Raw genomic sequence first — 13,205 nt, 5'->3', positions numbered from 1 at the left:
GAAAAGTCGGTAGAATTGCACCTAATATTTTAGAGCGTAATTTTCATACAGATGCACCGAATCAAAAGTGGGTAACAGACATCACAGAGTTTAAATTGTTTGGAGAAAAACTGTATGTATCACCTGTATTAGATTTGTATAATGGTGAAATTATTACCTATACAATTGGTTCTAGACCGACGTATTCGCTTGTTTCAGACATGTTAGAGAAAGCATTGGAACGTTTACCTGAAACGCACCAGCTACTGATGCATTCGGATCAAGGATGGCATTATCAAATGAGACAATACGTCCGTACACTAGAATCAAGAGCTATCGTCCAGAGTATGTCTCGAAAAGGCAACTGTTACGACAACGCAGTAATAGAAAATTTCTTTGGGATTATGAAATCGGAGTTCCTCTACATAAAAGAATTTGAAAATGTAGAGCACTTTAAAATAGAATTAGAAAAATATATAGATTATTATAATACGAAACGGATTAAGGCAAAATTAAAAATGAGCCCGGTACAATACCGGACTCACTTTTATCAAGCTGCCTAATCAAATAACCGTGTCTAACTTTTAGGGGTCACTTCAGTATAGGCTCTTTTTCTTATTTATCCTAATTTAAACTTTTAACGAGCCACGAAAACCTCTGGCAGCATAGTAAGAGTCTGCTCCATTGTGGTACACGAAAACATGTCCGAAGCGATAATCGCAAAATAGAGCACCACCGAGTTCTCGAATATCTGAAGGTGTTTGTACCCAGCTTGATGATTTCATGTCGAAATCCCCAAGTTTTTGCAATTCCCGATATTGTTCTTCAGTTAATAGTTCAATGCCCATAGCATTTGCAACATCAATAACGTTATTTTCTGGTTTATGTTTTTTTCTTGATTCTAACGCTTCAAGATCATAACAAAGACTCCTGCGGCCTTTAGGACTCTCCTTTGAACAATCATAGAAAGTATACTCGTCCTTTTCTTCATCATAACCAACAACATCCGGCTCACCGCCAGTTACTTCCATTTCATTAAGTGACCACAATTTTTCATTATTAGTAGTCAGCTTCGCTTCAACTTTAGCCCATTCAAGACCTTCATGGCGGTTCATGTTTTTCTCAAAACGAGCTTTCAATACTTTCAATAACTCTTCACGTTTTTCTACTAGTAAGTCATTTTTATTTCCTGTCATATTAATCCTCCCTGATATGTGTACGGATAGTAGTTTAAGTATATATTTTATAATAAATCATCTCAATATGAAGAGCGTTTCAACCTTATGTCTTTTACAAACATCCATTATAAAGTCCTAAAACCCTCTACACTCTCTCCAAGAATATAGTGTGAAAACCACATCAAATTCTGCTTCATAATAGCTACATTCATTCCCGGCTGATTAGGACTATATGCCATTCCTTTAAATATAATTAATTCTGTATCAACTTCCATATCCTTTAATCCTTGATATAGATCATATGCATTTGTAATTGGAATTCTTGCATCCTTTTCCCCATGTTGAATTAAGGTAGGCGTACAAGCTGATTTAATATACGTCATAGGTGATGTCTTCGTATATATCTCTCGATCATTCCATGGGGTATTTCCTAAATACATTCTAATAAAATAAGGGATATCTGTATTTACATAATGAGTACTCCAGTTCGTGATTCCGCCTCCAACTGAAATAGCTTTAAACCTGCTACTAAATGTAGAACAGAAAGCTGATATATATCCTCCGTTACTCCATCCCATAACTCCTACTTTATCATTATCTACAATCCCTTGATCAACTAGTTTATCCACCCCTGATATAACATCATCATAGTCAGCGATTCCCTGTTTTCTATAGTTTGCTTTTAAAAATTCATTACCATAACCAGAACTTCCTCTGTAGTTTGGCTCTAAAACGATAAAGCCTTTTTCGATAAACTGTTCAATCGGATATTTCTCATTGAAGCAGTCTGAAAATATCGGAAAGGATGCCCAAGCCGGACCGCCGTGAATTACTACTAATAAAGGATATTTTTTATTTACGTCAAACTCTACTGGCGTTGATAAAACACCTTCTATTTCAAGACCATCACTACTTTTCCATGAGATGATTTCCCTGTTACTTTTAAGTTTCCCTTTGAAAAAGTTATTTTCATCCGTTATTTTTTTATCGTCTAAATAGATTTCAAAGGTTTCATTTGTTATAGCCTTATTATAGGATATATGTTTTCCATCCTTTGTTATAGAAGCATCCATTATAAAGCCATCTACTTTTTCGCTTAATGCTTCTACAGTACCATCTTCAGCTAGTAATCCAATACGATAATTCGTTTTATCCTGCCATCTAATTAAAATTCCTTTAGCTGTCCACTGTAATGGCATAACAGTACTATCAAAATCTGTTACAGGTTGAATTACCTCTCCTGTATTTATATCATATACCTCTAACGTACTGTCTTGTATATGGTTTCTATAGTAATCCTTCTCTCTTATGCTTGCTGTGTAACATATTTTACTGCCTTCAGGAGAAAAGCAGACGCTACCGCCCAACAACTTATCCACATTCAGCTTTTGTAGCTCTCCAGCTTTAGTATGGAGTATGTATAAATCTCCATTTATATAATCCGCCATATTTGAGCTTGGTGTCGCCATAAACACAATCTTCTTCCCATCATTTGAAATATCAAATTCATGGATATGAAAATCCTTACCATCAGTTAATTGATAAACAACTCTTTTCTCGTGTTCATATGTATCACTTTGTATCACCTTTTCTATTTCAATGTAATATAAACAATTATTCTGGTGTTCCTTACCTATATGTTGAAACTCTCCATATAGATCCCTACGCTTCTTTATCTCCACACATTCTTTTGACTGCGTAACATAATAAAGACCCTTGCCAGTAGGACCCCATTTGAATGTACTGACTCCTTCTTTCTCATCAGTAATTTGAACCCCTTCATAACCATCTAGTGACTTAACAAAGATCTGATTTTTCCCATTACCAACGGGGCTAAGATATGCTATATCCCTAGAATTTGGAGACCATAATGGGCATATACTTTCTATATCTCCATTTATCAATAAACAACTCTGTCCCTTTTCTTTTCCATATATCCATACATGATTCCTATATGTATTGTCTTTCCAGTTAGCCGTCTTCTTAACAAACGCTACGTTTTTACCATCATCACTTATGTTTGTACTTGATAAGGTTGGTAATGAAATAATCTCTTCTATACTTAGATATGTTTTTTTATTCACTTTCATCAATATCCCCCCTTGAAATGTCCATAAATCTCTCGTCTCTTTTTGTCGTAATAAAGGAGATTTTTCACAGATACTTAAAATAATAACGGAAAATTCAGATAAATAAAAGTGAAACATTAATCTATAGGGTTCTATCCACTTACCAATTCTAGATGTTCTTTTTCGGCACAAAAACACCCCTTTAGATAAAATATCTAAAGGGGTGCAAATTTGTAAATTTATTTTAAAGCTATAACTATATTTATTAACCTACCAATCTCCTACTCAACAGTAACAGATTTAGCTAAGTTACGTGGCTTATCAACGTCACACTCGCGGTGAAGTGCTGCGTAGTATGAGATAAGTTGTAATGGAATAACTGCTACTAGCGGTGCTAGTGCTTCGTGGACAGCTGGTAATACGAAGCTGTCACCTTCCATTTCTAAGCCTTTCATTGAGATGATACATGGGTTAGCACCGCGTGCTACTACTTCTTTCACGTTACCACGAATTCCAAGGTTTACGTGCTCTTGTGTAGCAAGTGCGATAACTGGTGTACCATTTTCGATTAAAGCGATTGTACCGTGTTTTAACTCTCCTCCAGCGAATCCTTCTGCTTGGATGTAAGAGATTTCTTTTAGTTTTAACGCACCTTCTAATCCTACGTAGAAGTCTACGCTACGTCCGATGAAGAAACAGTTACGCGTTGTTGCTAAAAATTGTTTTGCTAATGCGTCCATTTCTTCTTTTTGATCACAAAGTTCTATCATTGCATTTGCTACAAGTCCTAGTTCGTGTGTTAAATCGAAATCAAGAACTTCACCTTTTGCTTTAGCAATATCAGCTGCTAAAATTGAAAGTACTGCAAGCTGTGCTGTGTAAGCTTTCGTTGATGCAACTGCAATTTCTGGTCCAGCGTATAATGGAAGTGTATAATCAGCTTCACGAGAAAGAGTAGAACCAGGCACGTTTGTAATTGTTAATGCTTTATGACCCATTTCATTTGTTTGTACAAGTACTGCACGGCTATCAGCTGTTTCACCACTTTGTGAAATGTAAATGAAGAATGGTCTTTCTGTTAATAATGGCATGTTGTAAGAGAATTCACTTGCTACATGTACTTCAACTGGCATTTTTGCAAACTTCTCGATAAATTGTTTTCCAACAAGACCTGCATGATAACTCGTTCCACATGCAATGATGTAAATACGATCGCTATCTAAAATCGCATTGCGGATGTCTTGATTTAATTCAATTTCGCCATTTTCATCTTGATACTTTTGAATTATATTACGGATTACAAGTGGTTGCTCATCGATTTCTTTAAGCATGAAGTGAGGATATGTTCCCTTTTCAATATCACTTGCGTCTAATTCCGCTGTAAAAGGTGCACGTTCAATCGTTTCACCTTGTAAGTTTTTAATTGTAATACTTTCTTTCGTTACGATTACGATTTCTTTATCCATTAACTCAATAAATTGATCTGTAACTTGTAACATCGCCATAGCGTCGCTTGCCACAACATTAAAGTTGTCACCAACACCTACTAATAGCGGGCTTTTGTTTTTAGCAACATAAATCATGTTTGGATTTTCAGCATCAAGTAATCCGATTGCATAAGAGCCATGTAAAAGAGATAGCGTATTACGGAACGCTTCTTCTACACTTAATCCTGTGCTCACTTGTTGTTCCATAAGCTGTACGATAATCTCTGTATCTGTTTCACTTACGAACGTTACATCTTGTAAATATTCCTTTTTCACTAATTCATAGTTTTCAATTACACCGTTATGAACTAGTGTAAAGCGTTTTGATGTACTTTGATGCGGATGCGCGTTTACTTTACTTGGAACACCGTGTGTAGCCCAGCGTGTATGTCCGATACCTACGCTTGCTGCTACGTTCTCATCTACGATTTCACGAAGTTTTGCGATACGGCCTTTTTCTTTGTATACAACAACACCGTTCTCTGCTTGTACTGCAATACCTGCTGAATCATATCCACGATATTCTAGCTTTTCTAAACCTTTTAATAAAATTTCCTTTGCATCTTGCTCTCCAATAAATCCTACGATTCCACACATGTTTAGTCGCCGTTACAAATGCTTACACTGCTCTGCGAACATGTAACGACATAGTCCGATACCATTTTTATTTATACTAAAAAACGGATTACATATTGCTAGCCCTGTAAGCTTGTAACGGCTTTCACCTTCCTCTCGATTGGGTTTAAGTCCGTATATACTTATACAGCTAGTTTTCATCCGTTCCTCTTCTCTCATCACACTTTCACCTTTGTCCACTAAGTCACCTTAATGATTTAAGTAAAAGTTTGCGGTTGTGATGAACAACCGGGAGTCATCCGCCGAAATCTCGATAAACCCCACCTCGTCAACTACACTATTTGTAGCTCTGGCGCTTTTATAATTTACAATATTTCCTTTGAGAAAAAGAACAAGACCATCTTATAACAAACATGGATAAACCGTCAATGAAATTTTTTTCATCGTCTATAAAACATATGAAAAAGGAGCACTTATTGTGCTCCTTTTTCATATAAATTCAGCTAATTATTCAGCGCCAACTTCAGCTTTCACAACTTCTACAATGCGATGTACAAATGCATCACAAACTTCTTGTGTTGGTGCTTCTGCCATTACACGAATAAGTGGCTCTGTTCCAGATGGACGAACAAGAATACGGCCATCACCGTTCATTTCTTCCTCTACAACACGAATAATTTCTTTAATTTTTTCATTTTCTAATGCTAATTTTTTATCTGTTACACGAACGTTTACTAGCAATTGTGGGAATTTCGTCATTTCTCCTGCAAGCTCAGATAATGGTTTTTTCGTCATTTTCATGATGTTTACAAGTTGAAGTGCACTTAACATTCCGTCACCAGTTGTAATGTAATCAAGTAAGATAATATGGCCTGATTGTTCTCCACCTAAGTTGTAACCACCGCGTTTCATCTCTTCCATTACGTAGCGGTCACCAACTGCTGTTTTATCACTTGTAATATTGTTTGCTTCAAGTGCTTTGTAGAAACCTAAATTACTCATAACAGTTGAAACAACTGTATTATGTTTTAATTGACCAGTTTCTTTCATGTATTTCGCACAAATAAACATAATTTGATCACCGTCAACGATGTTTCCTTTTTCGTCTACAGCAATTAAACGGTCGCCATCGCCATCAAAAGCAAGTCCGATGTCAGCACCTTTTTCTTTTACTAATTCAGCTAATACTTCTGGATGTGTAGATCCTACGCCTTCGTTAATATTCATACCGTTCGGTGAAGTCCCCATTGTTGAAATATCAGCTTCTAAATCTGCAAATAAGTATGGAGCTAAAGAAGATGTGGCACCATGTGCACAATCTAAAGCGATATGTAGGCCAGAGAAGTCTTCTTCAACAGTTTGTTTAATGTATTGTAAATATTTTTGTCCACCTTCAAAGTAATCGCTCACTTGTCCAAGGTTAGTACCTGTTGGACGTGGTAGTTCATCAACTTCTTTGTCTAATAAAGCTTCAATTTCAGCTTCTTGCTCATCTGTTAATTTAAAGCCGTCTGAACCAAAGAATTTAATACCGTTATCTTGTACTGGATTATGAGATGCAGAAATCATAACACCCGCTTGTGCGTCTAGTGCTTTTGTTAAATAAGCAACACCCGGTGTAGAAATAACGCCAAGGCGCATTACTTCTGCTCCAGTTGATAATAGACCTGCTACTAAAGCTCCTTCTAACATATGGCCAGATACACGTGTATCACGACCGATAATTACTTTTGGACGATCTGTATCTTTTGTTAATACATAACCACCAAAACGCCCAATTTTGAAAGCTAATTCAGGTGTTAACTCCTTATTTGCAACTCCGCGTACTCCATCTGTACCAAAATATTTACCCATTATGATTCGCTCCTTTTTCTTGCTCTTTTTGATTATGGTTATCTACTGTTGGTTCTTGACTAGTTTCTTTATCTTTATCTTTATCTTGATTTTGGTTTTGATTATTTTCCTGTTCCGTTTCCTTTTCTGGATCGGGTTCAGGATTTTTTGGCTTCTCATTTTGATTTTCTTGATTGGTGTTTGAATCCGGTTGTTGACCGTTACCCTGTACTTCTTTATCTGGTTTTTCTTTCTTTACAATAGTAACTTTAGCACTTTTTTGTTTTGGCTCTATTGAAATATTACCAGGACCACTCACTTGAATAGAAATATCTTTCGTCCCTGAAGATACATTTTGCAGATTAATTACCGCTGTTATTTGAGCAGCTGTTATTTTATCTACTATACTTGCTTCTCCTGAAATATCAACACTTATCTTTTCATCTTGCGGCGAAATTAGCTGAGCCGTAACATCTTTAGAAAGTCCATTTTTTTGGATTGGGATACCATCAATCGTTTTTGTTTTCGTTTGTTTTGTTTTTTGTACTCCCACCGAAACCTTCACTTGATTCGGTTTTGCACTTGTTACACCCTTGGGTAATAAAACAGAGGCATCGAATGTTGTAGACTCTGTCAATTGACTAAAATCTACTTCGACCCCCTCTAGCGATTGTATATTATCCAAAATATCTTTTGGACCAGCTATCGTTACTTCTCTCGGCTCGACACTGATATTTGTAACTGCCAACCCTTCTGCTAAACTCCCCTTCTTCGTATACGTTACAGGAACAGTTTTTTCAGTATTATTGGCTGTAGTTTGCGTTGCCACATTCAACGTTACACTAATCTTAGATGGACTTGTTCTTACATTTAAACGTTTTCCTTCTTTATTGTATAATGTAACTTCGGGCGTTTTTGTAACAGTTTTATTAACACCTTTTAAATCAACATACGCTTTGGCAGATGAAATGCTTTCAATTTCTTCTTTCGTCCCAACTACCTCAACAGTATCCGGTTTAAGGCTTGATTTTTCGAGAGTAGCCCCCGCTGGCATCTGATCCTCATTTGATAATTTCAAATCTACATGAACATATTTTCTCGCCTTTTCATGAAGAGTAACTTTAATTGTTGATGGCTGAACTGTTCCTTTCACATCATCTGGAAGCCCGTTCGTTTTTAAAGAAATCTCATAAGTTCCTTTTGGACTATCTCGCAAATCAATTGGTATGTCAAATTGTTTTTTTGCTTTTGCTGTAGCAACTGATGCTTTTGGGCCTTCTAACTTCACCTTAACGCCCTCTGCTGGAATACCACTTACAATATATTTCTCCTCATCATACTTAAGGTTAATCGCATAATTAGTTAATGTTTCTTTCGTATCATTTGCAAAAGGTAATATACCTGATGTCGTATTTTTTTCAGTTAACGTCGCTGACATAAAAAGCATACACGCCAATAGTAATGAGATCCCTTTTAAAAACCAATGATTCTCCATTAACTTATCCATGACGCTTTCTCCTCCAATTCCATAAAGACGAAGAAGTCGTTTTTTCGTTCCCACTAAATTCAGCTAATAACATATCCTTCAGCTGTTCTGTCTTCAAATCACGATGCAACTTACCATTTTTCGTTAAAGAAATTTGACCAGTTTCTTCAGACACAACTACTGTAATACTATCAGTAACTTCACTAACTCCCATTGCAGCACGATGTCTAGTTCCTAATTCTTTAGAAATAAACGGACTTTCTGATAATGGAAGATAGCATGCTGCTGCTTTAATTGTACTTCCTTGCATAATTACCGCTCCGTCATGAAGAGGTGTATTTGGAATGAAAATATTAATAAGTAATTCCGATGATACGTTTGCATTCAGCGGAATACCCGTTTCCACATAATCACCCATACCGGTCTCTTTTGACAAAGTAATTAATGCACCAATTCTACGTTTCCCCATATATTCGGTTGCTTTTGCTATCGCTGTTGCAACCATTTCAGGTTCATCATCCTCATGCGGTCCACCACGCGAAAATAAACTCCCGCGCCCTAGCTGCTCAAGTGCTCTTCGCAATTCTGGCTGAAAGATAATAATAACGGCTAAAAATCCCCATGTTAATACTTGTTCAGTTAGCCAAGATAACGTATGCAATTCAAGGAAAATACTAATCATCTTAACGACAATGATAACTGTAATCCCTTTTAAAAGTTGAACAGCTTTCGTCCCTCGGATTATGAGAATCAGCTTATATATAATAAACCATACAATGGCAATATCTAATGCCGTACTAAGATATTTCAAAATGGTCGTATCTTCAAAAGGCATGCTATCCCTTCCTCCTACTTACGAGCAATTCTATCCATATATTGAAATATTGTTTTATGCTCTATCTGTATGTATTTCCAACAACTAGTTAATTATACCATACATGAAACAAACGACAATTACAAACAACCCCCTTTAGCTCAAATTGGTAAGATGTCAAACATTTTTATCTTACAGTATAATATAAATCATTATTATACGCCTATTTTCAAATAAAAAAAGCAACTTCTCAGTTGCTTTTCTTACATTTATTTTAGTTTTTCACCGAATAAAGAACCCATTAAAGCAACTGCTGTTGTTGCCGTTCTATTTCTCTCATCTAAAATCGTATTTACCTCAACAAATTCAGCAGATGTGATAATATCAGCTTCCGCTAACATTTCCATCGCCAAGTGGCTTTCACGATAAGATAGACCACCAATTACAGGCGTTCCAACACCTGGTGCATCATGAGGATCAAGACCATCTAAATCTAATGATAAGTGTACACCATCAGTATGAGATAAATATGCGATTGTTTCTTCCATAACAGCCGTCATCCCCATACGATCAATTTCATGCATCGAGAACACTTTAATACCTTCATTGCGAATGAAGTCTTTTTCTCCTTCATCTAATGCACGCGCACCGATAATTACAACATTCTCTTTTTTCACCTTTGGATATGCTCCGTATAAATCTACAAGTGAAGAATGTCCATAACCTAAACTTGCTGCAAGTGACATACCGTGAATATTTCCAGATGGTGAAGTTTCCTCTGTATTTAAATCACCGTGTGCATCATACCAAATAACACCTAAGTTTTTATAATGTTTGGCTACACCAGCTAATGTACCGATAGCAATACTATGGTCACCACCTAATACAAGTGGAAAACGACCTTCTTCTATAATATGATCCACCTTACTTGCTAATTCATTACATACAGTTGCAACTTGTGTAAGGTTTCTTAATTTTGTATTTTCATCTACCTCTTTTTCTCTCTCTATACATATATCTCCCATATCTTTAACGTCATATCCAATTTCTTCAATTCTTTCAATTACCCCTGCATAACGGATCGCGCTCGGTCCCATATCAACTCCACGACGCATCTGTCCTAAATCCATTGGAACTCCAATAACTGAAATTTCTTTTTTCATAGATAGTATCCCCCTTTTATGCCTTCACTAAATATTTTAAATCTTTTATATAGTCTGACTCAACTCGACATTTTTTTGTATGGATATACAATTTATTCACTTATATTCACGTTGAAAATCAAATTTCAAGACTATTCTATGTATAAAGTTAACTTAATGAAACAATCGCAATCACTATTATCAAATAATAATAATAATAAAACACTCCTACATTTAGAAGTGTTTTTCTGACGCTATTTTCCATACTGCTGCAATATTCTTCGTTGTCATTTCAATATTTTCTTCTGCTACTCTATATGCTTCTTCTAGTGTCATCGGTCTTGTTGTAATACTAAATACCGCATCTATTCCTTTCTCGTAAACAGCTGGATAATCAGATGATACAGACCCTCCAATAGCAATTACAGGCACAGAAAAACGTTTCGCACGCCCCGCAACACCAACAGGAGCCTTCCCATATGCAGTTTGTTCATCTATTCTACCTTCACCAGTTATAATGAGATCTGCATCTTCTATATGTTTATCGAAATTTGTATAATTCAATACAATTTCAATGCCCCTTCGCAAGTCTCCCTTTAACACTGAAATAACAGCCGCTCCCATTCCTCCTGCTGCCCCTGCACCAGGTATTTCAGATACATCAAAAGATACATATCGTTTAAGGATATTCGCGTAATGTTTTAAATTCTCATCTAGCTCTTTCATCATCTCTACATTCGCACCCTTTTGTCTCCCAAATACGAAAGATGCCCCCTGCATTCCGACTAATGGATTATCCACATCACAGGCCGCTTCTATCTTTACTCCCTTTAAGCGTGGGTCCAGTTGTGAAAAATCAATAGCACCAATTGAATGTAATGTGCCTCCAGATGGATCTATTACTTCACCCTTGTCATTTATAAATCTTACTCCTAAAGCTGCTAACATACCTGCCCCACCATCATTTGTAGCACTTCCTCCAAGTCCTAAAATTATGTACCCCACTCCTTGATCTAGCGCATGTAATATAAGTTCTCCTGTTCCTTTTGTCGTTGTAATAAGTGGGTTGCGCTTTTCAACTGGAACGTGCTGTAATCCTGATGCTGCTGCCATTTCAATAAACGCTGTCTTTTTATCTTTAGAAATGCCATAAAAAGCTTGTACACCTTCTCTAAGCGGTCCTGTCACACTAATTGATATAATTCTCCCCCCTGTAGCATCAACAAGTGATTCAACCGTCCCTTCTCCTCCATCTCCAATTGGTATTTTCACATACTCTGCATTAGGAAAAATCGCTCTAAAACCTCTTTCAATAGCTCCACATACTTCTATAGCTTTTAGGCTTTCTTTATATGAATCAGATGCAATAACAACTTTCACAATTATCCCCCCATCCCTTATTTTTACGTTTTCTTCATTTTAAACGATAAATATAAAAGTTGTCTTTTTAAACACAAAAAAGCTTACATCGTATGATGTAAGCTTTTTCTATTTAGATGGAGCCTAGCGGGATCGAACCGCTGACCTCCTGCGTGCAAGGCAGGCGCTCTCCCAGCTGAGCTAAGGCCCCTTAGTAATAAAGCGGAAGACGGGATTCGAACCCGCGACCCCAACCTTGGCAAGGTTGTATTCTACCACTGAACTACTTCCGCGAAAATGGTGAGCCATGAAGGATTCGAACCTTCGACCCTCTGATTAAAAGTCAGATGCTCTACCAACTGAGCTAATGGCTCGTAAATGGCTGGGCTAGCTGGATTCGAACCAGCGCATGACGGAGTCAAAGTCCGTTGCCTTACCGCTTGGCTATAGCCCATTAATATTTACTAGTATGGTTATCTTCTCAAAAAAATAAACCCTTTCAGGTTATTTTAAAGAAAATGGTGGAGGGGGGCAGATTCGAACTGCCGAACCCGAAGGAGCGGATTTACAGTCCGCCGCGTTTAGCCACTTCGCTACCCCTCCGACATTTAAACATATATGGTGGAGGATGACGGGATCGAACCGCCGACCCCCTGCTTGTAAGGCAGGTGCTCTCCCAGCTGAGCTAATCCTCCAAAAGTGGTGACCCGTACGGGATTCGAACCCGTGTTACCGCCGTGAAAGGGCGGTGTCTTAACCACTTGACCAACGGGCCAAAAATTTAAAAACTTTTCCAAGCTTCCAACCGGGCTTGAACCGGTGACCTCTTCCTTACCATGGAAGTACTCTACCAGCTGAGCTATGGAAGCATAATGGCTCCGCAGGTAGGAATCGAACCTACGACCGATCGGTTAACAGCCGATAGCTCTACCGCTGAGCTACTGCGGAACAATACAAGCCTGGCAACGTCCTACTCTCACAGGGACAAGGTCCCAACTACCATCGGCGCTAGAGAGCTTAACTTCCGTGTTCGGTATGGGAACGGGTGTGACCTCTCTGCCATCATTACCAGACTTTTATCATTATACACATTCTTTTCAGAATGTCAAAAGGAATTTTAAATATATATTCCTTCAAAACTAGATAACATTGCTACATATTATATGGTTAAGTCCTCGATCTATTAGTATTCGTCAGCTCCACATGTCACCATGCTTCCACCTCGAACCTATCAACCTGATCATCTTTCAGGGATCTTACTAGCTTACGCTATGGGAAATCT

At 37.4% G+C, this 13,205-nt stretch carries 10 protein-coding genes, 9 tRNA genes and 2 rRNA genes; 1 reads left to right on the top strand and 20 read right to left on the bottom strand.

The features are described from left to right. A partial coding sequence (locus ACYFX0_RS30760; RefSeq protein WP_460270783.1) for an IS3 family transposase occupies window positions 1-542 on the top strand: 542 nt, incomplete at its 5' end. 66 nt (window positions 543-608) lie between these two features. Here ACYFX0_RS30760 and ACYFX0_RS30755 read toward each other — a convergent pair. The 20 genes from ACYFX0_RS30755 to ACYFX0_RS30660 all read right to left on the bottom strand — a co-directional run. Further along, window positions 609-1,175, bottom strand: coding sequence for a DUF4256 domain-containing protein (locus ACYFX0_RS30755; protein WP_000147385.1), 567 nt, complete (start codon window positions 1,173-1,175; stop codon window positions 609-611). A 107-nt stretch (window positions 1,176-1,282) separates the two neighbouring features. Then, the gene (locus ACYFX0_RS30750) at window positions 1,283-3,247 is read right to left on the bottom strand and encodes a S9 family peptidase (protein ID WP_142399160.1); all 1,965 of its coding nucleotides are present in this window, start codon (window positions 3,245-3,247) and stop codon (window positions 1,283-1,285) included. A 260-nt stretch (window positions 3,248-3,507) separates the two neighbouring features. Then, window positions 3,508-5,310: a glutamine--fructose-6-phosphate transaminase (isomerizing) gene (gene glmS, locus ACYFX0_RS30745; RefSeq protein WP_000334155.1), complete on the bottom strand. Its 1,803-nt coding sequence runs from the start codon at window positions 5,308-5,310 to the stop codon at window positions 3,508-3,510. A 12-nt stretch (window positions 5,311-5,322) separates the two neighbouring features. Then, a complete protein-coding gene (locus tag ACYFX0_RS30740) occupies window positions 5,323-5,508 on the bottom strand; it encodes a hypothetical protein (protein ID WP_001206405.1) in 186 nt (61 codons plus the stop codon). Between the two features lie 288 nt (window positions 5,509-5,796). Beyond that, complete coding sequence (gene glmM / locus ACYFX0_RS30735; protein WP_000521478.1) at window positions 5,797-7,143, bottom strand: phosphoglucosamine mutase; 1,347 nt, start codon at window positions 7,141-7,143, stop codon at window positions 5,797-5,799. Then, window positions 7,136-8,629, bottom strand: a complete 1,494-nt coding sequence (locus ACYFX0_RS30730) for a CdaR family protein (protein WP_106103627.1) — start codon at window positions 8,627-8,629, stop codon at window positions 7,136-7,138. The genes glmM and ACYFX0_RS30730 overlap by 8 nt, the downstream gene beginning before the upstream one ends. Beyond that, on the bottom strand, window positions 8,622-9,443 hold the full coding sequence (gene cdaA / locus ACYFX0_RS30725) for a diadenylate cyclase CdaA (RefSeq protein WP_001115692.1): 822 nt from the start codon (window positions 9,441-9,443) through the stop codon (window positions 8,622-8,624). Before cdaA ends, ACYFX0_RS30730 begins: the two co-directional genes overlap by 8 nt. A 248-nt stretch (window positions 9,444-9,691) precedes the next feature. Next, a complete protein-coding gene (rocF, locus tag ACYFX0_RS30720; protein ID WP_000711565.1) occupies window positions 9,692-10,585 on the bottom strand; it encodes an arginase in 894 nt (297 codons plus the stop codon). A 213-nt stretch (window positions 10,586-10,798) separates the two neighbouring features. Beyond that, window positions 10,799-11,944: a glycerate kinase gene (locus tag ACYFX0_RS30715; RefSeq protein ID WP_106082496.1), complete on the bottom strand. Its 1,146-nt coding sequence runs from the start codon at window positions 11,942-11,944 to the stop codon at window positions 10,799-10,801. 117 nt (window positions 11,945-12,061) lie between these two features. Next, window positions 12,062-12,134 (bottom strand) — tRNA-Ala (locus ACYFX0_RS30710). A 10-nt stretch (window positions 12,135-12,144) separates the two neighbouring features. Beyond that, window positions 12,145-12,216, bottom strand: a tRNA-Gly gene (locus ACYFX0_RS30705). A 5-nt stretch (window positions 12,217-12,221) separates the two neighbouring features. Next, window positions 12,222-12,297 (bottom strand) — tRNA-Lys (locus ACYFX0_RS30700). Between the two features lie 5 nt (window positions 12,298-12,302). Then, a tRNA-Gln gene (locus ACYFX0_RS30695) sits at window positions 12,303-12,377 on the bottom strand. 65 nt (window positions 12,378-12,442) lie between these two features. Next, a tRNA-Tyr gene (locus ACYFX0_RS30690) sits at window positions 12,443-12,526 on the bottom strand. Between the two features lie 16 nt (window positions 12,527-12,542). Continuing rightward, a tRNA-Val gene (locus ACYFX0_RS30685) sits at window positions 12,543-12,618 on the bottom strand. A gap of 5 nt (window positions 12,619-12,623) precedes the next feature. Continuing rightward, window positions 12,624-12,698, bottom strand: a tRNA-Glu gene (locus ACYFX0_RS30680). Between the two features lie 21 nt (window positions 12,699-12,719). Then, window positions 12,720-12,792 (bottom strand) — tRNA-Thr (locus ACYFX0_RS30675). A gap of 4 nt (window positions 12,793-12,796) precedes the next feature. Then, a tRNA-Asn gene (locus ACYFX0_RS30670) sits at window positions 12,797-12,871 on the bottom strand. Between the two features lie 9 nt (window positions 12,872-12,880). Continuing rightward, window positions 12,881-12,996 (bottom strand): 5S ribosomal RNA (gene rrf / locus ACYFX0_RS30665). Between the two features lie 90 nt (window positions 12,997-13,086). After that, window positions 13,087-13,205 (bottom strand): 23S ribosomal RNA (locus ACYFX0_RS30660); the annotation flags it as partial.

This window comes from Bacillus sp. NEAU-Y102 (genome assembly GCF_054788175.1).
Note: the sequence above shows the minus strand (reverse complement) of the source record. Positions and strands in the feature narration are given on the sequence as shown.

Excerpts from the sequence above, each read along its gene's own strand:
- ACYFX0_RS30750 (WP_142399160.1), bottom strand. The coding sequence starts at position 3,247 with ATGAAAGTGAATAAAAAAACATATCTAAGTATAGAAGAGATTATTTCA.
- ACYFX0_RS30730 (WP_106103627.1), bottom strand. The coding sequence starts at position 8,629 with ATGGATAAGTTAATGGAGAATCATTGGTTTTTAAAAGGGATCTCATTA.
- ACYFX0_RS30755 (WP_000147385.1), bottom strand. The coding sequence starts at position 1,175 with ATGACAGGAAATAAAAATGACTTACTAGTAGAAAAACGTGAAGAGTTA.
- glmS (WP_000334155.1), bottom strand. The coding sequence starts at position 5,310 with ATGTGTGGAATCGTAGGATTTATTGGAGAGCAAGATGCAAAGGAAATT.
- glmM (WP_000521478.1), bottom strand. The coding sequence starts at position 7,143 with ATGGGTAAATATTTTGGTACAGATGGAGTACGCGGAGTTGCAAATAAG.
- rocF (WP_000711565.1), bottom strand. The coding sequence starts at position 10,585 with ATGAAAAAAGAAATTTCAGTTATTGGAGTTCCAATGGATTTAGGACAG.
- cdaA (WP_001115692.1), bottom strand. The coding sequence starts at position 9,443 with ATGCCTTTTGAAGATACGACCATTTTGAAATATCTTAGTACGGCATTA.
- ACYFX0_RS30740 (WP_001206405.1), bottom strand. The coding sequence starts at position 5,508 with ATGAGAGAAGAGGAACGGATGAAAACTAGCTGTATAAGTATATACGGA.